15 protein-coding genes and 1 pseudogene are annotated in these 20741 nt (G+C 58.2%); 1 reads left to right on the plus strand and 15 read right to left on the minus strand.

Annotation, left to right across the window (positions count from 1 at the left end; genetic code table 11):
- Positions 1–23: 23 nt before the first annotated feature.
- Positions 24–365: a hypothetical protein gene (locus ACSQ3M_RS08760; RefSeq protein WP_436149681.1), complete on the plus strand. Its 342-nt coding sequence runs from the start codon at positions 24–26 to the stop codon at positions 363–365.
- A 321-nt stretch (positions 366–686) separates the two neighbouring features.
- Here the strand turns inward: ACSQ3M_RS08760 and ACSQ3M_RS08765 are convergent, their stop codons facing one another.
- From ACSQ3M_RS08765 to ACSQ3M_RS08835, 15 genes and pseudogenes are all read right to left on the minus strand, one after another.
- Positions 687–2060: a DUF3883 domain-containing protein gene (locus ACSQ3M_RS08765; protein ID WP_436149682.1), complete on the minus strand. Its 1374-nt coding sequence runs from the start codon at positions 2058–2060 to the stop codon at positions 687–689.
- Positions 2061–2089: 29 nt separating this feature from the next.
- On the minus strand, positions 2090–3322 hold the full coding sequence (locus ACSQ3M_RS08770) for a DNA adenine methylase (RefSeq protein WP_436150288.1): 1233 nt from the start codon (positions 3320–3322) through the stop codon (positions 2090–2092).
- Positions 3319–4668, minus strand: a complete 1350-nt coding sequence (locus ACSQ3M_RS08775; protein ID WP_436149683.1) for a DNA adenine methylase — start codon at positions 4666–4668, stop codon at positions 3319–3321. The genes ACSQ3M_RS08770 and ACSQ3M_RS08775 overlap by 4 nt, the downstream gene beginning before the upstream one ends.
- Positions 4669–5156: 488 nt before the next feature.
- Complete coding sequence (locus tag ACSQ3M_RS08780) at positions 5157–6263, minus strand: tyrosine-type recombinase/integrase (RefSeq protein ID WP_436149684.1); 1107 nt, start codon at positions 6261–6263, stop codon at positions 5157–5159.
- Positions 6264–6315: 52 nt separating this feature from the next.
- Entirely contained in the window at positions 6316–7011 is a 696-nt protein-coding gene (locus tag ACSQ3M_RS08785; RefSeq protein WP_436149685.1) for a hypothetical protein, read from the minus strand.
- Positions 7012–7229: 218 nt separating this feature from the next.
- A pseudogene (locus tag ACSQ3M_RS08790) lies at positions 7230–7396 on the minus strand (transposase); the annotation flags it as partial.
- A 254-nt stretch (positions 7397–7650) separates the two neighbouring features.
- Positions 7651–9423, minus strand: coding sequence for an AIPR family protein (locus ACSQ3M_RS08795; protein WP_436149686.1), 1773 nt, complete (start codon positions 9421–9423; stop codon positions 7651–7653).
- Positions 9420–10430 (minus strand): PD-(D/E)XK motif protein, encoded by a 1011-nt coding sequence (locus ACSQ3M_RS08800; protein WP_436149687.1) that lies wholly within the window; start codon positions 10428–10430, stop codon positions 9420–9422. Before ACSQ3M_RS08800 ends, ACSQ3M_RS08795 begins: the two co-directional genes overlap by 4 nt.
- The gene (locus tag ACSQ3M_RS08805; protein WP_436149688.1) at positions 10414–13245 is read right to left on the minus strand and encodes a Z1 domain-containing protein; all 2832 of its coding nucleotides are present in this window, start codon (positions 13243–13245) and stop codon (positions 10414–10416) included. The genes ACSQ3M_RS08800 and ACSQ3M_RS08805 overlap by 17 nt, the downstream gene beginning before the upstream one ends.
- Complete coding sequence (locus tag ACSQ3M_RS08810) at positions 13246–14700, minus strand: ATP-binding protein (protein ID WP_436149689.1); 1455 nt, start codon at positions 14698–14700, stop codon at positions 13246–13248.
- 37 nt (positions 14701–14737) lie between these two features.
- A complete protein-coding gene (locus tag ACSQ3M_RS08815) occupies positions 14738–16699 on the minus strand; it encodes a sigma-70 family RNA polymerase sigma factor (RefSeq protein WP_436149690.1) in 1962 nt (653 codons plus the stop codon).
- A 74-nt stretch (positions 16700–16773) separates the two neighbouring features.
- The gene (locus ACSQ3M_RS08820; RefSeq protein ID WP_436149691.1) at positions 16774–17217 is read right to left on the minus strand and encodes a very short patch repair endonuclease; all 444 of its coding nucleotides are present in this window, start codon (positions 17215–17217) and stop codon (positions 16774–16776) included.
- Complete coding sequence (locus ACSQ3M_RS08825) at positions 17210–18877, minus strand: DNA cytosine methyltransferase (protein ID WP_436149692.1); 1668 nt, start codon at positions 18875–18877, stop codon at positions 17210–17212. Before ACSQ3M_RS08825 ends, ACSQ3M_RS08820 begins: the two co-directional genes overlap by 8 nt.
- Before the next feature lie 467 nt (positions 18878–19344).
- Positions 19345–20139 (minus strand): tyrosine-type recombinase/integrase, encoded by a 795-nt coding sequence (locus tag ACSQ3M_RS08830; RefSeq protein ID WP_436149693.1) that lies wholly within the window; start codon positions 20137–20139, stop codon positions 19345–19347.
- Positions 20129–20578 (minus strand): tyrosine-type recombinase/integrase, encoded by a 450-nt coding sequence (locus ACSQ3M_RS08835; protein WP_436149694.1) that lies wholly within the window; start codon positions 20576–20578, stop codon positions 20129–20131. The genes ACSQ3M_RS08830 and ACSQ3M_RS08835 overlap by 11 nt, the downstream gene beginning before the upstream one ends.
- Positions 20579–20741: the final 163 nt, after the last annotated feature.

Here is a 20741-nt window from a genome sequence, read left to right on the forward strand (position 1 = left end):
GATCCTGTCCGAGAGTGAAGCAAATGCGCCTTGCAGTCCTTGCCGCCATCGTCGCCGTCATGACCACGGCCGCGACCGCAGCGGAGCGGCTGCCGTCCTTCCCGAAGGGCACGAGCTATCAGGAGGCGCGGCAGAGCCTGATCGGCCTCGGCTACACCCCGGTCACGCTACCTGGCGCCGACAAGTGCTATGCCGGGGATGAACGCTGCCAGGGGCGCCCCGAAATGTCGTCCTGCTCCGGGACGGGCCTCGCCTATTGCAACTTCACCTGGCGCTCCAGGCGCGACATGCTGATCGAGATCACCACGATCGGCGAAGGGATCAACAAGGTTCACGCCGTCCGCTGCCGCGCGAACTGCAGCTAGGGCCAGCCGAATGATCGCTCCCTGTGGGAACGCGGGCCGACACGGCGATGTCCGGAAAGGGAAGTGGCGCGCAAGAGGGAACCGTAAAATCTGCCTAATCCGTTGAAACAGTTCCCTTTAAGAAATAGGTTTTCGGACCAAGGCCAACAATAAGGCCAACAAAATCTGAGGCTGATGGCAGCCTACTAGATTTCCGGCGGAAATCGAAAGCAGAACACGTTTCTTTCAAACTGTGGTCCAAAAAATCCAGCTTTCTCCTCTTGGGAGTGATCGGGGGTATTGGACTCGCAAGCCTACAAGGCGAGGTTCGCTCGAAATCGCCTATGCGAATGTGGCCATGTAGGCCGAAGGAGTGAGTGTCAATTTATCCTCAAAGGGATGCCTTACCTCGCAGCATATGGGAGACGATCCAAGCTGCGCTATTCGCAAAACGAGATAGGCCCCCCCTAAACTATCGGCGACCGCCAATTCATTGGACGATATATAGAATGCGTTATCTAAACCACCAAGCGTCGACTTAACTTCCAGATATCGCGGCGTTCCATCGGTCTCAAAAGACGAAATGTCATATCCAAGCGTATCATCATCCTTAGATACGTGGGCTATTTTCGCCAGCAACTCTGGAAAATCCTTGAGCCGCCATTTTTCAAATTTTATAGCGAACTCTTCCCCTGCACTTCCAACGAGCGAATTGGCCTTTGCGCGTTTCACATAATCTATTTTCTTTTTCTTTTCTGTAGAATTTGCCCCGACGGCCTGAGTCACAACAGTCTTTCTTTCCGGCATGCCGACCAAGACGCCCGAAAAATCCGTGATGTTCGGCACGACGAATGGGACCAGATCTGGCTCCTGACCCGCAGCCCCGACCGTAATGTCGACCGCCTCGACAGCCTCAGGCGCCACGACAATATCGGCCGCAAGTTCTACGCTACCGCCATCTGAAGCATACTCATCCAATATGCTCATTAGCGTGGTTTTTTGTTCGCTTGAGAACGGAACCCATACCCTCGGCCCCCTCGGGACGCCGAATTTCTCTATAATCGCTATCGCAGAAGACGGTCCCGCCACCGCAATTTCCAGCGCCATACAAAACGTCGCCCGGTGCCTTCCTCGAGGCACCTTGCCCTTAATCGCGTCTTCTATCCGGACCGCGCCATCCATAGCCGTTTGGCTAAGCCCAAGGGCTTTGAAGCTAGACAGTATGTCGATCGAAACATCGGTCAATCTTGCCTTGTTCGAGCGCAGAACATCACCGGGAGAGAAACCTTCAATTCTAGCATCTAGATAGTTGAGAACGTAAAGCTTGTCCCAGCTGTCTATAAGCTCAAACGGAGAGAAAAATTTTCTTATAGCTCTCCAGTATGAAACATACGAACCTATACGAGAGTCTTCGAGGTCATGGCCAACCAAAACCATAAGCAATAGGCGGGACATCTCGTCCCCAATGTCATCATTATCAACACCAAACCGCTCCCAAGCCGGAAGAATTTTTGCGCCCAGCGCCGACAGTGATTTGCCGTCATCGCCAAGAAACCCTGCCGAACGCAGATCGGCAACGCGCTGGGTAGGGTCGTTGACCGCTGGGGCACCGCCTTCGCGAATAGCCTTCAGGTTAGGCGAGACATCATCAAAATTTCGCATCGACGTCGCGAAAGGATCAAGCCTAACCTCCGGAGTATAGCGGCTCTGGGCCACACTCTCCAACCAGGTCGCCAGCTTCGGATTTAGATCGCTACCTCCCCAATCCAACGAGAATTCCTCCGCTGATTCGCCACATGCGCTACACTGCGCTTTCTGGCGACGAACAGAAACTCTTCAACCGATTTTGACTTGTGCCCCCCGTAACTCTGATAATTCATTCGATGGACCGGAAGGCACTCTAGCGAACCAGCTTCGAACATCGCACTATTGAACAAGCCCTCAATCAAGGGCCTTCCAATAACATCGTTGTCAGATTTAAATTCGCCCCAATGATTCCTCCCGTTAAAATAGCTCAGAATCACGTATTCGGCTTTAGAGCGCTCAATTATTTTTTTGAGTGACGGTATAAACTGCCCTTTCGAGCAAAAACTCGACTTGAAATCTGTAGACATGTTCTGTCCGCGCACAAATTCAATATTACCAAAAAATTCGTCCAAATCTCCTATCTCTGGATGCATAGAGAACGCATTCAGGAGAAAATAATATGAAGTATACTGCCTGAAGTTATACGGAGGGTCGAGATAGAGAACTTTATGGTCAGGGACTTTCATCGCGTATGTCAAAGAATCCTGCGCCTTCCCAAAGAATTCCGACGAAGGGCCTACAAAACTATCATCGGATGGCGGATTAATGATGATTTTTTTTAGTGAGCGAGGATCATAAATGTCTCTTGGAAAGTCATGGTATGTACCCTGCGTGTTACTCACTTTCTCTACCGCTGCGAGAAGAACGGCGCCAAGCAAGCAGCGAGTTTGCTCGTCAATCGCTTCCGATCGATGCCAGTGCCTTATGCGAGAGAGCGCCCGGTCGATCAGATGGCCGTTTTCCGCGCTAAAAAACCGGCGCTTCCCTACGGACCCTCTGGAACTGACAAATGCGCTGAAGCGCCCCGTTTCCGTATAACGATCAAAAACGTCCGTCCTACGGCTCTCCGCAGGAATGTCGGAATCATATGGCGCGGTCAGCTCGTTGACCAACGCGCGCCAGCATTGATCTTTTGTACTCAATCTTTTCAGCGGCCCGTTGGGCCAGGGAAGCGAGGAACTGGAGAGATATGCGCGAGCGTAAAGCCATGAAAAATGATTTATGTCATTGCATGCAACCCTAAACCCCGCCGCCTTAACTGCACGGGACACCGCCAAGGAGCCAGAAAATGCGTCAAATACGAGGTCGCCCGGCTTTGCAAGGCCTCGGATTATATTGACAATTTCATCTGCGATGACCGACTTATTACCCAGGTAACGCTGTATCATCATATCGAACACGCGATCATGATTTCAGGATCATCCCTCTTTGAATTGGCGAGATCGCCGCTATTAAATTGTCGATATGAATGATCTAGTTTTTCAATAGCAACCCGCTTAGTTCCGTAATAAGATCGCGCTAAATCGATTATATCATCAAGACCGATCATTCTGGCGTTTCCGTTCGATCCAATGCTTGAAACCGAATAACTTATAATAAGACACCCGCCCTTATTGCATATCGACCCGATCATATCCTTGAAAGCTATTTTAGCTTTTGCTTTTGATGAAAATGCTGATCGATATCGATCGTTAGTATACAATCCGGTTGTTGTCTCATCACCATGCAACAAGGACTCAATATTGTAATGGCATATCGTCTCTAGAATGTGATAGAATCTCGAGTACTGCTGCGCGGTATAGGGTGGGTCAGCATAGTATAGGTCGGACGCTCCGGGCCTTGACAAAAACTCCTCTGCGCTAGTTTGTAGGGCACAGTGTGGTTGTCCATTATAAACCGATCTTAGATTTAGCGATTTGCAGGCGAATGTGAATACCGAACCTATACAAACGCGCCTGTCGTCGATTATTCGCTTGCTGCGGAACTTCATATTTGCGCCACTCCCCGCTGTAAGGGGCTGCGCAAAATGCTTTCCTGCCGAGTGTACCGCTGCTGATGCGGCGGACATGAGCCCCGTTAAAGCAGCAGAGACCTGCCAGTCCGACAGTATTTGGTTTTTTCGGTTGTGCTCTATGACATGACGCAAAGCGTCAATCATAAGAGCTTGGTTGATCCCGAAATACGAACCTGCGTGAACACTAGCAATCAGCGGAACACGCTGAAACGCTGGTCGTCCATCTCCCTCTAATACGAGCCGATGATGTGGATGCGAGGGATCGCGCCAAGCAAGCGGCAGCTCCTCATACAGTGAACGCAGGATCGTTAGATCGCCGGCCTCGATGGCAGAACGCTCGCGGGCGGCTATGGAAGCCCATGCGGAAAACGCGGGCTCATCGAGAAGAGAATTAGCTTGGGCCAGGAGAGTCTCCGCCGGACATTCGATTCCGTCGACACGGCCGATGCCTAATGTAGCTGAAGCAAACACTTTAGCATAATTTTGAGTGTCGAGCGCTATCACGGAATACCCGCGATGCGCGAAGGTCTGAGCGACAACCGAAGTGCCCGTGAACAGATCGACGACAGAACCCTGGCTGCCAATTAGGTTCATGGCTCCTTCGGCAATATTATTGAGAACGCGAAGCTTATTGCCCAAATATTGCACGGGACGAAAGGCTGGCGTAGTTTTTACAAAAGCCGGGCTGTCAAATTTAGATAAGCCGCCGATCAAGCGATTCATCGAAATAGTCCTTTGTTCAGTGCAATCTCATTCGGCCCACCACTGCACCGACATATGCCGATACGATTACCTCTCGCGACTAATGGTTCGATCAACCGGCATTTTCTCGAGTCCTGAGGAAACGCGATCGCCGACCGGTATTCCTGTTTCAGCTCGACAAATCCTGCCTCAGCGCTCACGCCTCGCCTCCTTCGACCGGGCTCCTCGCCGCCGGGGGCATATTGCGAGTTGCTCGCGGCCTGTTTTACCCAGTCCATAATATGCGGCTGACCGGCAAACTGCTCCCACGCGATCTCCTCCTGTCGAGGCTGCCGGACCGATTCCATGTGAGGAGCGGCATCTCCGGCAGCCAGAAAGGGGCAACAGCTTGTTATTACAGACGAATTTCTTGCCCTGGATTGAAATTCGATCACGCATACCGCCCTGTCTGCTTCGCCATTTAGCTCATAGAGAGCAAAGGCTACCGGCTTGGCAAGGGCGGCCAACGCTTAGGCCGCCGTCGTCTGGAGATGCTGTAGGACGCGCTGAATCGTCGCTTGTGTCAGCGGCACATCGATGTCTTCTTCCTTTCGCGCGAGAGCCTTCAGGATGTCGGCCTGGCGTTGAACAGGAACCCCACCATAGCTCGTCAGCGTTGTCAGCACGTCGTCGTGGCCAAGGTTCTGAGACCACGCCTTCATTTCCTCCGGTGTCCGGCAGAGCGTCTGGCCAAGCGCGCCAAGCGTGCTGCGGAAGGAATGCGGGTTGTGATAGGGCAGGCCCGCCGCCGTGAAGGCTTGGCGAAAGATGCGGCGGATGGGTTCGGCATTGGACCAGAAGCGACGGTCCAGGCCAATCGGCGCGAAGCTACCGGCGGCGTCGAGACCGATGGCCGTCGCCGGAAATAGGGGATCGTCCGGCGAAAACAGCAGATGCTTCGCAAGATGCCCCGTCCAGTCCGCCACAATGGCGCTGAGATCGTCACCGACAGGAAAGAACGCCGTCTGGTAGCTCTTGCTGAACTTGGTCCGCACGCCTTCACGCGGCTCATGAATGACTGCCTTGCCAGTCGCATCCACATGCTTCAGGCGGAAGCTGGCGATGGCGTTGTCGCGCGCGCCGGATACGATAGCGAAGGCGATCAGTGCGCGGTCGCGCTTCTCAATGTCCGTCCCGTCCGGCATCAACTCTACGATGCGCCGGATCATCGCGAGGCTAGGGACGGGGCGCGCGGCAGCGCGTGGGGCCCTCGCCATGCGCGCGTCGCCAGCGGTCAGGTTAAAATACTCCAGATCGCTGGCGATCATGCGTCGATATCCGTTCCGGCCGATCAGGAATTTGAAGAACTTCTTCACCGCCATCAGCCGCGCATGGATGGTCGCCGTCGCCAGCGGCTTGTCGGTTTCCGCGTTGCGATGGTCCTGGAGCTGGCGCTTGAAGGCCATCGCCTGCTCGCGGTGGAAGAGCGCGAAATCCTTGTGCCGCGTCGAGCGCTCGAATTCGGCGAGGGCCGCCGCCGCCTGATTGACGGACGCGTCAGACTGTCCGTCGGCTTGGCGGAGCCATGCCAGATAGTCGCGCTTAATCCGCTCGTTTTTCGGGTGATGTTTTTTCATGGCGGTCGATCCTCTCGGAATGCGTCGTTCAGACAGGGGTTGGCTCACTTGGTTACTCCAGTGAATCGATGCCATCTTGAAAAGGCAGAAGATCTTGCCAGAGAAAGGCGGGGATCGGCTTGCGCGCGTCGTCTTGACGGCCAGATGCGATCAACCGCTGTTCTTGGAGCGCGCCCCACAATGCGCGCTTCGCCTCTATCGCCGTCATCGCGCTGGCGCGGTGGTCTGACTGCGCGGTATCGAAGCTGTCTCCTAGCAACAACCGGTCGATCGCGGCCGGCCTCAAATTTCTGATCTGCCAGCTCGCAGCAATGATGTATCCGTTCAGCCGCCCGCCCTTTGGCAGTCCAACATTCGACTCGCAATACCAATCTTCGCGAGCCGCCCTGTAATCCGATTTTTGCTGCGCAACCTTTTTCCAATCGCGTGACATTATCCAGGCCACCGCCATCGGCAGCGACCAAAACGCATCGTCACGTGGGTCGAATTTCGAAATGTCGGGTCTGTTCGCAAGCGGCTTACAATTTAGGTCAGCGGCCAGCCCTTCCGCTGTTTCCGCGTCAAGCAAGCCTAACGAGGCTGCGTGCAAGAGCGCATTCTGGATCGCGGCCGACGTGCCGGTAGGAAGCCCATAGATCTGATCGTCAGCAATTTCCGTTCGCCATTTCTCAAACAGGTCGCTGCGATCAGGTATCGCTGCCGCGATCTGGGCCAGCGCCTCCGAGACATCCGTCCCACCCGCAGTCAACGGCCTCTCCTAGCTTTCGCTTTGAGCCAGGAAACAACCTACATGCGATCATGCCAGACTGCAGCCGTAGGGATGTCTTTTCGTGACCCTTAGCGGACGTTCATAATGTATGCTTCGCGGACGCTCGTTCGACGCCTGATTCCGCTTCCACGAATTTTGAAAGGGGTCACGTCAAAATAAATCCCAAACTATCACCACATTTCGGACTCAGGCCCATTCAGCCGCGCGTTCTCTTCCTCGAGCTGACGCAGCCGCTTCATCTCCGAGGATATCAGGCCAGCGAACTTCTTGCGCCAGTCGTAGAATGTCGCATCGCGGATACCTGCCTTCCGGCAGACCTCCGATCCCGGCGTCCTTCCTCAGCTTGGCGCAGGATGAAGGCGATCTGTGCCTCCGTGAACTTCGACTTCGTAGTGCCTCAGACTCCGTTTGCAACCGGTGCTGCTAAGCTGGAATTTCCCAGCTTTTAACGGTCCAAGAAACCGGAGGCAGGTTAGCTGCGCTTGAGCCCACGGTCGAATTTCCCATAGTCCTGACATATCCTCGGTCTTTCGGGTTTATTTCCTAGAACATGTGACAATTTGCTCACCTTGGTAAGCGGGACAAGAGAACTACATATGTCGGCCTGCGGCGATCATCTCAGATGAACTCCGGCAGGCTGCGCCTTGGCTCGGCATAAGATTGCTTTCGAACAATGTCCCAGCACTCTTCCTTCTTTGCCCATTCAGAGACAATTCGTTGACCGGCGCTGGCACGCAGCACATCGTTGACACCACTACCCCATTGTAAGACCAGGTGCGCGAATTCATCTGAGATTCCCTGCTGCTGCCAGATCGTCGCGAGAGATATTCGGCCGCCAAGGCGGTCTGCGATCAGAGAGACAGTGTACGCAGAGATATTGGCTTGGAAGCCTTGGAACGCCGGACGGATAATTTTCTCCGCCCGCCGGAAAACTATGGCCTGCGCCATCAGGTTCTTGAACTCGGCAAGGTCGGGCACCTTGCCGCCGGCCAGCACCTCTTCGTTGAATATCTGGAAGTTCTTCTGGGAGCCCAGCGCCACCAAGTGCGGCTTCTGTCGCCATGCATGTACAAACTTCGCGAGATCGGTCTTTGTGAGCTTACGCGCCGACGGCATCGCGTTCTTCAGCTCCCGCTGACGGGCAGGGGTTTGTCCGTCCCGAGCCAGCATCACGTTATAGCTGCCGGTGGCGCGCTCATAGAACCAGCGACAAACACCGTCCGGGCAGTACGTCGTGCCCGACAGGCGTTCCATCTCAACATGGAATGGCTTGTTGGCAGAAAGATCGGAGACCCTCACTTGGTTTTGGCTGTTTGCGTATCGCGAGATGTCTGAGATCAGCGCTTCCTCAGATGTCTGGTCGGTCGACCGTAGAACGATGATCTTGGCTGGCACGCGTACTTCGGACAGGTTCACCTCGGGAAACTTCCTCTTGGTGAAATAGATCGAAGCGGTCGTCTGTCCGCCATTGACGATTTGCATGCCCCTGAGCCATGCGATGCCCGTGCCGCCGTCCTTCGAAGTTCCGATACTGAGCTCGTCAGCGACGACGACGATGCCGTTATTGTATGCGAGGAAGCGATCCGGTGCCGTGCGGAGGGTGTCGCGTATGCCCTTATTCACCTTGCCGGTCTGGCTCAGAAACGAACGCACATTGGCCTCGAGAAGCCTCGATCCCCATTTCTCGTACAAAGTCCTCAGCATCGCACCCGGGAAAGCTGCAAGCGCGTAATCATACTCGCCCGAAGTGCCTGGAACGTAAACGCAGGGGATCGGACTGCCGAATGCCTCATCGAAATTGACTACCAATTCGTCCCGCGGCTTTCCTTCCGACAGATGACGATGAAGCCTTTCGATGTCCATCACCTCGAGCAGGACAGACTTGCCGCCGATCTCGCGCGGCTTGAAGCTCTTGGTCTTCGACACACCGTCAGTAAGCACGTAAATGCGCACCTGATCCAGCGCCTCATAGCAATCCCGAATGGTCAGGATGAGATCATATGCCTCGTCCGAGGGATCGATTTTACCCGCCAGCGTTCCGGATACCGTGCCATTCAGGAACCTGATGCACTGCTCGGCAGCCTTGGTTATGTCGGCCTCCGGAACCGACGTGGGTTCATTGGCGTCGAGATAGAGGCTGACGAATAGATCAAGCTGATCGAGATCCTCTGAGATAGCGTATCCGCTGAGCTTCAGGATTGCCGTACCGAGCCTGCGCTCGACATGGAGTACCTGCGGCTCATTGGTCATTCCGGCGTCCGCCATGTGTTGCATGACGATTTCAGAGAACAGAGACACCGGATGGGGGAATGGTCCAGGCTGACCGGTGCGGTCTGCTGCCTCACGCTTCACATCGCCCTGGGTCTGAATGAGAAACTCTTCAAGCGTCATGGCTTCAGTTCGCCTCCGAACGCCACGAAGACTTCTTCCAGATCGACCGTGGCAATGTCGACGAGATCGAGATCGAGTTCGTATTTCGCCGCTCGGACGGCCAGCGGAGCAGTGCTCCGCGTGAGGCGAGGAAAGGCTTCCTTTATTTGGAAGACGCGCTCGTCCATCGGCTCGAATCCACGCACGTACTCACTGGCGTGGGCGTCGTCGTATCCAGCGAGGAGCAGGTTGCGCTCCAGTCCGATCCGACCATGATCCCCCGCTTTCTGCCTGATCACCTCCACCATGGCCGGCAGCGACGGCGCCGCGTCCTGCAGCGAGAACCTGAGCGCAGCAAGGAATACTGAGCGACCTGCCACGTCGTCGAGCTGTTCAAGTGAACTGATCCGTGCGGGAAATCCGTTGGGCGAAATCGTCGCCTTCACCTCTACGTCGTGCGTCTCTCCCATGAAATCGCGAAGCCCGTTCGCGGGGCCTTTCCAGCACTCCATGATCACCGATGGCGGAACGCCACAATCGAGAAGACGATTGACCATGGACAATTCCCCGAAAAGGCCCAGCTCCTCTTCGTCGGAGAGCCGTCGGTCGCGCGGTCGTTCCATGAACTGCTGCCAGCTCCGGATGCGAGACAGGAACTGATAATAGGCCCTTTGCTCCTCGCCTTTCGCCGCGCTGACTGAAGCGAGAATATCCGCCGCCATCAAGGTAAACATTTCAAGGCTTGCGGCAGGCTTCCTCGATACCCCGAACCAGACGTCGAATCCGCCACTGGGCGCGTCCCCAACCCTGCTCACCGAGAAGCCTCTTCCCTGCGGCAGGTCGGTCGCAGCCGGGGCTGTTATGCTGAAACCGACCAGCAATGCCTCTTCTCCGGCGGGGAAACGGACACCCGCCCGACACCTGCCGACACCTATGGGTATGGTGCGCCAGCCGTCGGAGGTTTCGGAAGTCGGGCTCAGAGATCTCCATGCGGACAGCAGTTCTTCGTGCTCATTCAGCAGAGCCATACTGAAGCTCCCATGCCACGTTGTTGACGCTGTAGGGAATCTTCGTCCCCAGTTCGCTCGTCGGGAAGCTCACGCCGATACCGATGATGGGCAGCCCGATGGCCTGCACTGCGCCGTGGACGCTCTTGGCGGGGTCGATCGGGTAGAGGAGCAGCAACCCGCTGCTGCCACCGCTCGTGCCACGCACGAACCTCACGGCCGGACCGTTCGGCTCCTCTGGCTCAGTCGCTCGCCTGCCGGGATCTTTCTGCCATGCGGCTTTGGCGATGGCCAGCGCGCGCGCCCACTCGGCCTCATCGAGATCGATCGCTTCATCGCGAGGTGAGAGCAACCTGCCGATGCGATAATCCTTGCTGGCCGCGAACTCCTTGTCTACTTGGCGGGTAGCGAGTTTAAAGCCTGGCAGCGGCGCGAAATCGGCGCCGGTGCCCCCCATCACCGCGACGGTCCAGCTCTGCAGCTCGCCTTCGCGGGCGAGCGATTCCACAAAATCCGCGATCAGATTGCTGCGAGCCTTCAGGGCGTTTTCACTGGTCGTATACGTCCTCAGGAAATCGAGGACTGTCTGATGGCCCACGTCCTGCCAGATCCGGCCCTGCCAGGTCTGCTCAGTACCCCCGCGCTTCCGCCGGATCTCATCGGCGTTCTGGGGACTACCCAACCGCTCGAGTAATTCCGTTGCCGCGCGTATATTCTGCTCGATCTTCGTCTTGTCGGTGCTGAACGACACGGTCTCGAGAAGCTGGCCACTGAAAGACAACATTAACGTTTTGGCGGCGCGCATCTTCATGCGCGACGTGACCATCAGCACAGGATGCGACTGCACCTTGAGACCGAAGTCGCGCGGCGTACCACCGCTGGCCGCCATCATCTCGAACTCCTCGCGGAGTTCCTCCGACGCGTCGGCGATGTGCCCGAACCATTCCGACAGCTCCCTGGTGCAGTAGAGGCGGCACAGGTCGATGTAGCCCGGCCGGTATCCGAACCAGCGTCCCATCTGCATGAGCGTGTCGTACATCTTAGACGATCGCAGGAAATAGCTCACGGACAAGCCTTCCAGCGTCAGACCCCGCGACAGCTTGTCCCCACCGACCGCGATCACCTTGAGACCAAGTCCCTTGGTATCCGCGTAGTCGAGCACATCCTTCGCGGTTCCGTTAATCTTCCGGACCTCTATGTCGGCGACGGCGTCGGCGAGAACTGCTTCCACGGTATCCCAGGACGGCGCCTCTTGAACTTCGAGATCGGCGTCCGATATCCTGATCTGTGTGGTCGTCAGCGCGAAGTCATCCTCATAGAGCGCTCGCAGACGCCCGAGAATTCCTGCGCTGTCTATTCCACGCACCAGGCGTTGGCGCTGCGCTTTGAGGTAAGTCTCCACCTGATCGAAGACATGTCCCTGCACGGCCGTGAAGCGGGTCACATGGACGAGCATCGAGCTGTGCTGGCTTCCCTGCCCACGCAGATGCCTGATCGCGCAGACAAGGAGGAAGGCGTCGATCGCCTGTTTCAGGGAGTCGGGCAGATCGGCACGGCCTTCGAACATGGGGAAGTGTCCGCTCTTGTGCTTTGAGAACATCCACCCCGCCGTATCCTCATCGGTCGACCAGTCTTCGATGTGCCGGACGACCGGCAGGCTGCCGACACGGCCGTTCTCCGTAGGTCGCCCAAACAGGCGGGCGGGTCCGACGTAATTGCTCGGTGCGCCAAGGTTGATGATGAAGGAGGCGGGGAAAAGGTCGGGGCCCTCCTCGGCGGTCGCGCCCCTCTCGTGGATGAAGATGTTCGCGAACGGAGTGGCGGTGTAGCCGACATAAGCCGATTTCGAGAAGCTGATCAGCAGCTTGCGGATGAGCGAATTGATCGCCTTGGGCTGATGATCATCGTTGGGGCGGCCCTCCTCGTCCACGATGTCGGCGCCCGTGTCGACGGAAGCGTGATCGGCCTCATCATCGATCAGCAACAACGGCAGGTTGGTGACGGTCCGCTTTCCCGTCTTCGGGTCCTCGGAGTCGGCGACGTGGTTGCGCACCCACTTGTTGAGCTTCTCGAGCACGCTCTTGTTTTTCTTGACGACGAACAGCCAAGGCCGCTTTTCCGGGCTGATTCCGAGCTTGTTGGCGACGGCGGCATTGAAATCGCCGTTGTTGGACCTGTTGGTGACGTAGTTTGGCCGGATGGCAGGATCGGCGTCGAGTTCGCCGACGCCGATAGGTCGTATCGCCTCTGGATCAGGATGAGTCTCGTAGCCCAGAAAACCCTCGTCGAGCCGCATCTGTGTCTGCGAGCGCAGGTTGTTGTGTATACCCGCCAGCACGATGATGATCTTGTATCCCGCATCCGCAGCTTTGCAGATCAGACCCGTATAATTGCCGGTCTTGCCGGACTGGACGTGTCCCACGACCATTCCGCGGCGGTCCCAGCTGCCGCCCCTCAGCGGATCCTCCAGAAGCGCCAGAATATCGTCGGTAACTTCATCCAGGCCGTCGACGACGCTCGTCGCCATTTTGCGTTCGAGGTACTCGCGGTAACGCTGCCAATAGCGCCATTGCGACTTGCGCTGCGCATTAAGCCAGGTCTCATGACCAGCGTCGTTCTTCAGCGTAGCATTCTCTCCCATCCACATGCTGAAGCGACGGATCAGTTCGGTCTGCACGGTTTCGCGGTCGATCGCGCTCGCCCATCCGGCTCTGAGCTTGAGCACTTGATCGATGATGTCGCTGATGAACGCGGGAGTGACGGCTGTCTTTTCCTCGTCGGCGATCAGCTCCTGCGCGAATTTGATCACCTTCTGTTCGATTGCAGCGTCTCCCATTCACTTCTCCTCCGTCAGCGTTGCGACGAGTTCGGGGTATTGATCGAAAGGCTCTGTCCGGAGCAGCGCGGCGCGTGCCAGTTCGGGCGCCATGCCTTTCCGTTTTATCATTGAGTTGAACAGGGTTTGAGCGACCGACTTCGCTTCGGACGGGGGCTCTCCCCCGAAGCCGGTTCGGGGCGTATCTCTGTTCTCGGCGGTGTCCAGCCAGATGCGTTGAACAGGAACCGTTTCCTCAATCACGCGAAGCATGGCGAGCACATCCTGGCGCAGCCCGCCTCCTGCCGCCCCTGCCGCAGACAGGACGGCGCTAACGGCAGAGTGCTCGTGACTTATGCGATAACGAACGCCGGCCCGCACCTTGGTCGTCTCCCAAACCTGACTGACCGGTTCACGACGCGGTCCCGTCACCGGCGTGCCACGGTGAGCGAAAATCCTGCGTGCACGTTCTCTTGCGTCCTCTGCGACATGCGTGAGCATCATTCGCACTGATGGTGGTGGCTGGGCCGTCGACTTGCGAATGTCGATCTTCCAGTCTCCATCGAGGGAGTTGGGCAGGTCGAGCTGAATGCGGGCCAGACGATACGGCTCCTCTCGCGTCCAGTGCCGACCCTTTCCAAGCCCCAGCCACCCACCGGAGAGCAGAAGGCGGTCGTTTCGATAGACAAAGAACCCCTGATGCGCGTTCCAACCCTCCGGACCGGCCGCCGCGTTATGTTCTTTGGACTTGAGGTGATCCCGGTGGGGCAGCACGAAAGCCTGCACCCAAGCCCCTTTGGCTCTCTTCCCCAGCGGCGTGCGGGGCGACGACCATGTCGCGGAGTTTCCCGCAAGATAGGGATCCCAGCCGGTCACCGCCTTTCCGTTCAGCAGTATCGATATGCGCCGGTCGGCGATGAACCGGTGGAAGACCATGCCTAGGTGCTTCTCGATACGGTCAAGCAGATCAAGCACGTCCTGCGCACCGTCCGAGCCCGGCATCATGCGGTCCAATAGTTCCCAGATCACGAGCGTGCCGGAAGCGACACTGTGCAGCATGTCCACTAGGGGCGCTGATTCCGGATCCGCTCCTTCGAGCAGATGCCACCCGCCATCGGCGCTGTTAAGTAGGTAATCGAGGTCCCAGCGAAGAACACTGACCGTGTCGTTCTTCTTCGAGGCGACCGTCAGTCTTCTGCCTTGCGAGAAGGATGCCGTTTTCAATCCAAGGCCGAACCGCCCGAGATCAGTTTCCGTTCTGTCGTCGAGCGGACTTCTGCCGCCAAGACGCATGGCCAGCTCGAGAGCGTGGTCGTCCATTCCGGACCCATTGTCGAGTATCGTGACGACGCCGCCACCGGCCTGCCAGTCCACGGCAACGCGGATTTTAGAAGCTTTGGCCGCGATGCTGTTGTCGATGATATCCGCGATCGCGGTGCCTGCCGTGTAGCCAAGACCTCGCAGCGCCTCGACCATGGCACTGGCGCGGGGAGGAGCAAGCCTGCTCGGAACGTCAATCATCGAGAAACACCTTCAGCTCTCTGGATCGGCTGGGATGGGCGATGATTTTCAGCGCTTTGGCCTCGATCTGCCTGATCCGCTCGCGAGTCACGCCGTAGAGAGCGCCGACTTCTTCAAGGGTGTGCTCGTCGTTCCCGGCCATGCCAAAGCGCAGCGTGAGTACTCGTGCCTGTCGGGGATCGAGGTCCGCGAGACGATCGTCGAGTTCCTTCCTGAGCTCCCACTCCCATGTCGTGGCGTCAGGTCCGGGTGCAGGATCTGGAAGGCCTTCTGTCATGTCGCGCTTCAGGCGCTCAACATTGTCGCCGTTCGTCGGGACGAACTGCGCAGTTCTCGCCTCCAGTGTCGCGACGGACATTTCGGTCATTTCCATCTTTCGCGCCACTTCCTTCACCGTCGGTTGTGCACCTGTTTCGGCGCGAAGCGTTTCTCGCACGCGGTGAAGTTTCCGAGCGTTGTCCTGGACGTGGACCGGCACTCGAATCGTCCGACCCGTGTCGGCAATGGCGCGCGTGATCGCCTGGCGGATCCACCAGATAGCGTAGGTACCAAGACTTGCGCCGCGGGAGGGATCGAACCTCTGCACGGCGGTCATCAGACCGATGTTTCCTTCTTGCACAACATCGAGATACTCGACACCGCGGGATCGGTAGCGGTTGGCGAACCAAGTCACCAACGACAGGTTCGTTTCGACAATGCTGGCCAACCGAGCCTCGAGTTCGTCAAGTATCGGACGAATGATCTCGACGCCGGCGACGGGGTTCACAGCTGCGAATTCGACCGCTCGCTTCATCACTGCCAAAGGCAGCCGCAGTTCGACCAGATGATCCGCAAGCTCCCCTACCGAAAGATTGGTCAGCGCGTTCGAGAACTGGTGATCGGCGGGATGGCCGTCCTCGGCTTCGTCGACGGACCGATTGGGTTCATCGCCATCGGCTGCATCGACGAGATCATCCCCCGCCGGTTCATCGTCCTCGGAGTCAGCAAACGCCGCTCCAGCAGCCTCAAGGTGTTGTAGTCCGCCCGGGAGCGAGGCGAATGCGGCCGCCGCACGTCGCCGCAACTCCTCCACCCTGGCCCACAGTATCGATTGAATTCCTGCTGCATCCTCCCGCAGGGCCTGCGTCTCCAACAGATAGCGAGATTCGATGTCGTGACCAGCGAGCGCGCTGACATGCTCCACGACCTCAGTTAGGAATTCCTCGTCTCGGACGGCTTCGACTGGCGAGTCGTTGTCGGGGAGGAGCATGTCTTCGTAGGCCGAGTCGCGGATCGCAATGCCCAGATCCGACAAAACGAACTTCAGGGGTACGGCGAGTTCGCCACGAATTTTCGCTGTCGGCAGGGACGACCGCAGGCTAGCGCCGGATATCCAGCCAACGTTCAGCCCGCGCGACACCATAACCTCCACTGCTGGCGGGAGGCGGTCGGACGGACCGCCAAGCGATCGCGGAAGTTCGACGGCAACGGAGGACCAATCCGCTGCGTCCCCCCGCGGGCTCGCGCGAGAAAAGACATCGTGGGCAGCATGAGCGGCTCCCACCTGCATTGTGTCTTCCGCAGGGGCACCGGATTCGATCTCCGGCTCCCATCCGAACATCTCTTCGCCTTCGTCGGCGGCTGCACCTGTAGGCACACAATTCGCCAGCGTCGGGACAGGCTCAGGCTCAGGCTCAGGCTCAGGAGATTGTTCGTCCCGCACCCCGATCAGATCAACAAATCCCCACTGCAAAGCGTATTCTGACAGAGTTCGTCCGCTCGCGTCGCTGGCTGCGGGATCGGCACCGTGCTCAAGCAGAATTTCGCAAATTTCCTGGCGCCCCCGCGATGCGGCGATGAGCAGAGCGGGTGAGCCCGTGTTGTCCCGGGCATTGGCATCTGCACCTCGTTCGAGGTGCGATTTCACGGTTTCCACTCTCCCCGAAGCGATCGCCAGCCGGAACAGGGATGTCATCTCCTGCGACGTCACCGGCCACCTGCCTGCCCAGGCAGGCAATCCTCAAATTCACCCCCCCAAGAAATCACCTGCTAGCTGCCCCTGTCTGCCCCTTTGGCGGCTGTTTTTCCGCTTGCACTTGAAATCGCTGCCAGAACTTCGGTGGCGTTCGAGCGCAACTGGCACTCCCAGGCGACGACCACTTTCCAGCCGGCATTCTGCAACGCGACGATATTCTCTGCGTCCCTTTCAATAGTCCTTGCGAACTTCTGCTCCCAGAACTGCGTATTCGACGACGGCGTCGTGGTGTATTTGCAGCCCTCGTGCCTGTGCCAGTAGCAGCCATGCACGAATACGGCCACCTTGCTGCCTGGCAGAACTATATCCGGTCGTCCCGGCAGATCCTTTCGATGCAAGCGAAACCTGAACCCGGCGCTATGCAGCAGAGAACGGAGCCAGATCTCAGGCTGTGTGTCCTTGCCCTTTATGCGGGACATGTTGAAGCTGCGTTGCGCAGGCGTATGGACATCAGCCATGGGCGAGCAGCTCCTCGCGAGGCGCCTCTTCGGCTTTGGCGGCGGCGAACAGCACTGCTACGCAACGCGCAAGCTGCACAGCAAGAAGCGGCGGAACGGCGTTGCCTACCTGATGGTATTGCTGGGTTCTGTTGCCGCAGAAGTAATAGTCGTCAGGAAAAGTCTGCAGTCTTGCAGCCTCCCGCACCGTGAGGCTGCGGTTCTGGCCGGGATCGGGGTGGATAAAATAGTGGCCGTCCTTGGCGATATGGGAGGTAACGGTCGATGAAGGTTCGTCCCACACCTGCACCTTGAATCGATCGGCGAAACCGGACGCCTCCACTATACCATCTTCATTGACCCCGACGTTTTTGTGCTTCGGCAGCAGTTCTGCGGGCCATTGTTCCAGTTTCGGGCTTTTCCCCGTCGCCGCAGCAACTGCTGCGACATAGAGGTAGCGCTGAAGGTCAGAGGCCATGTGAGACCGGCTCTCGTGCTGAGCGTACCCCTGGAGTTCAGGACTGGAAAGCCACGCATCCAGCACCGTATTTTGCCGCAACCCTGGCAAGGATCGGGCAAAAGTTGCCCCTCTGCTGCCAGGCGGTGCGTCTGACGTCGTGAAGGAGCGCACCATGTCCTTCGCAGTTTCCGGCACATCTGCCGAGAGGATCGCCTCTGCCGATGCGCGCCGCACCTGCAGCCATTCTGACTCGGTGTCCTTGCCACGAGACAAACCGCTTCTCACCGGCGGCAAGTGTCCCAGCGCATCCCTTACGGAAGCAGGCCTTTCGCGCCTCAGGGTTTCCGGAACCCCGGGATGATCATCCCGAATTCCAACGACGATGACCCGATGCCGCTTCTGCGGAACGCCGAATTCCTCCGACTTGATCAGGAAATCGGAATTAGCTGGCTGACTGGACCACAGATCGGCTGCATCGGCCGTCAGCGCCTGCAAACGATACCTTGGTCGGCCTGACCGGGCGACTGCCTTGAGTTCCTCAATATCCTCGTCATCTTCGAGCGCAAGCCAGGGATCCTGCAAGTCCGCCCGAATGCGATCGAACATGAACTGTGGGTTACCCTCCGCGTCCGGTAGCTTTGCGGAGAGAATGCCCTTCACGTTTTCCATGACGAAGGCCGTTGGCTGGTGAACCGCGATGATACGGAGGTATTCGCGATAGAGCACATGCCGCACGTCGCCGTGGAATATGCGAAGCCGCTCCAGCCGCGCGAGCTCAGCCGCCTCCGCATCGCCCTTGGCGGCGAAACCGATACCCGTCATGCGTGCGCGGCCAATCAGCGAATAGGCCTGACAGGGTGGTCCGCCAATCAACAGCCAGTCGTCGGCGCCCTTGAGTCTCTGCTCGATGCGACCATGGAGCTCATTTATCGGTATTCTACCCAGTTCCGCCTCCCAGACGTGCCGCTCAGCCGCCTTCCATTCGGGGAAGCCGCTGAGGACGTCCATCGACGCCTCTCCCCTCAGCACCGACCAGTATTCTGAGGGCAATTCCCCGTCGAATTGCCGGTAAAAGGCACGAAGCGTCAGGGTGCGGACCGCGGTCTCGTCCTTCTCGATGCTCAGAACACTTTGAAAGCACACGCGCTCGTCTCCGAACCAGTCGGAGTAGCGGCTGAAACCTTCGCTCAGGCCCCCTGGGCCGGCGAAGATGTCTATCATTGGAACCGTACGGCGCGAGGGATGACTGTTCAATTCGCCGACCCGACGTCAGAGAGCGGGTCAACACATTGTCCGCTGTTGGGAATCTCCCGTATCCCGCCCATAAGCTACACTTTTCTCCATTGCGCTTTACCATGCAACATCGCCATGGCCATGGCATCAAGGCAAGCGGACATTCTCGTCGCCTTCGGACCAACGAGTTAGCGGCAGTGGCGGCTGCACTCGAGTTTTTGCTGAACGAGCTCCCGCTGTGCGACAAGCTGCCCCCAAGCTCTGGGCATCGCCGCCACATTCAACGAGGTGACCCTCGTTCGGTCGCTTTAGAATGTCCGCTGTCGGGCAGATCTTCAACGTCAGCTATTGGCGCGATTAGGTCGTTTGCGGCGCCGGTCGCGAAGTTCGGCTATCGACCCGTCACGGACGTTCAGAAGGTCGGCTTCTGAGAAACTTTGCGAACAGAAATGGGCTCATCCTGCCTTTGGCGCGAAGGAAATGACCCTCGCTCCATCGCGCCATGCGTCGAGTTGATCAGCCCACCATTGCGCCATCGCGACCCGTTCCTTCCAGTGCTCTCCACGCGCGTATGCGCGCCGCACTGCATCGGGGTCCTGATGCGCCAACGCCCTTTCGATGGCGTCGGCAGAGAATTTGCCGCTCTCATTCAGGAGCGTCGAGGCGGCGGCGCGGAAGCCGTGTGACGACATTTCATCCTGCCCATAGCCCATGCGTCGAAGAGCACCGTTCAGCGTATTCTCCGATATCGGCCGTTGCTCCACCTTCCGGCCCTCGCCACCGCTGACACCATAACCGGGAAGAATAAGCCGGCCGCAGCCGGTAATCGGCTCAAGTTCCTTCAGGATCGCCAGAACCTGACGCGGCAACGGCACAGAGTGCTCACGTCGCATTTTTGCGCGGATGGCAGGGATCGCCCAAACCGCCTTGTCGAGGTCGAATTCCCGCCATTCGGCCAGCCGCAGCTCGCCGGGGCGGGGGAAGAGATACGCCATCAGCTTCAGCGCCGCATTGGTCGATGGCTGGCCCTTAAAGCCGTCGATGGCACGCATCAGGCCGCCAAGCTGCACCGGATCGGTTATGGCCGCGCGATGCTTCACCACGGGCGCGGATATTGCGCCACGAAGGGCGAACGTAGGATCGTTGACAGCGCGAGCGGTCGCGATGCCGTAGCGAAAGACTTCGCCGATGACGGCGCGAAGGCGCTTGGCGGTTTCGAGCCGCCCCTTGCTTTCCACCTTACGCAGCACCAGCAGCGGTGATTTCTGTCACCGGCCGATTGCCAATGGCCGCGCTCGCAAGCCCGTACAGCCATTCGAGCTTGGCGAGCGTGTTGGCCGCTTTGCCCTCCCGCCGCTTCTTGTCCAGAAGTTCGGACGCGACCTTGGCAAAGGTCTGGCCCTGCGTCTCCAGCGCCTGCGCCTTGTCCGCCTGCTTCTGGATCGAGGGATCGCGGCCGGCAATCAAGTGAGCCTTGGCTTCCTGACGCTTGGCCCGCGCCTCCGACAGGCCGATGGCGGGATATGGACCGATGGCTAGTTTCTTCTGCTTCCCGGCGAAGCGGTAAGCCAAGCGCCAGAGCTTCGCGCCATTGGGCATGAGCCAGAGTTGCAGGCCGCCACCGTCGGACAGCTTCTGCACCGTGGCGGCTGGCTTCGCGGCGCGGATCGCGACATCGGACAGCGGCATGTGTTGGCCTCGCCTGTGTTGGCCCTGTTGCCCAAGCCAACAGGAAGGCCAACAATCGGTGCGACTGTCAATGAACGCGGCTGAACACGAGCGGCGGGAAACAGGGCCAAAACCAACAAAAAACCGCCCTTTTGGGGCGGCTGCGAACGTCTCAGAATGTCGG

Source organism: Allobosea sp. LjRoot90 (assembly GCF_964254315.1).
Lineage (GTDB): Bacteria > Pseudomonadota > Alphaproteobacteria > Rhizobiales > Beijerinckiaceae > Allobosea.

What these genes read in the sequence shown, in the direction of transcription:
- ACSQ3M_RS08810 (WP_436149689.1), bottom strand. Translation starts at nt 14,700, where the DNA reads ATGGTCGAGGCGCTGCGAGGTCTTGGCTACACGGCAGGCACCGCGATC.
- ACSQ3M_RS08815 (WP_436149690.1), bottom strand. Translation starts at nt 16,699, where the DNA reads ATGACATCCCTGTTCCGGCTGGCGATCGCTTCGGGGAGAGTGGAAACC.
- ACSQ3M_RS08825 (WP_436149692.1), bottom strand. Translation starts at nt 18,877, where the DNA reads ATGATAGACATCTTCGCCGGCCCAGGGGGCCTGAGCGAAGGTTTCAGC.
- ACSQ3M_RS08800 (WP_436149687.1), bottom strand. Translation starts at nt 10,430, where the DNA reads ATGGCTCTGCTGAATGAGCACGAAGAACTGCTGTCCGCATGGAGATCT.
- ACSQ3M_RS08835 (WP_436149694.1), bottom strand. Translation starts at nt 20,578, where the DNA reads ATGCCGCTGTCCGATGTCGCGATCCGCGCCGCGAAGCCAGCCGCCACG.
- ACSQ3M_RS08775 (WP_436149683.1), bottom strand. Translation starts at nt 4,668, where the DNA reads ATGAATCGCTTGATCGGCGGCTTATCTAAATTTGACAGCCCGGCTTTT.
- ACSQ3M_RS08805 (WP_436149688.1), bottom strand. Translation starts at nt 13,245, where the DNA reads ATGGGAGACGCTGCAATCGAACAGAAGGTGATCAAATTCGCGCAGGAG.
- ACSQ3M_RS08760 (WP_436149681.1), top strand. Translation starts at nt 24, where the DNA reads ATGCGCCTTGCAGTCCTTGCCGCCATCGTCGCCGTCATGACCACGGCC.
- ACSQ3M_RS08820 (WP_436149691.1), bottom strand. Translation starts at nt 17,217, where the DNA reads ATGGCTGATGTCCATACGCCTGCGCAACGCAGCTTCAACATGTCCCGC.
- ACSQ3M_RS08770 (WP_436150288.1), bottom strand. Translation starts at nt 3,322, where the DNA reads ATGATGATACAGCGTTACCTGGGTAATAAGTCGGTCATCGCAGATGAA.
- ACSQ3M_RS08780 (WP_436149684.1), bottom strand. Translation starts at nt 6,263, where the DNA reads ATGAAAAAACATCACCCGAAAAACGAGCGGATTAAGCGCGACTATCTG.
- ACSQ3M_RS08795 (WP_436149686.1), bottom strand. Translation starts at nt 9,423, where the DNA reads ATGACGCTTGAAGAGTTTCTCATTCAGACCCAGGGCGATGTGAAGCGT.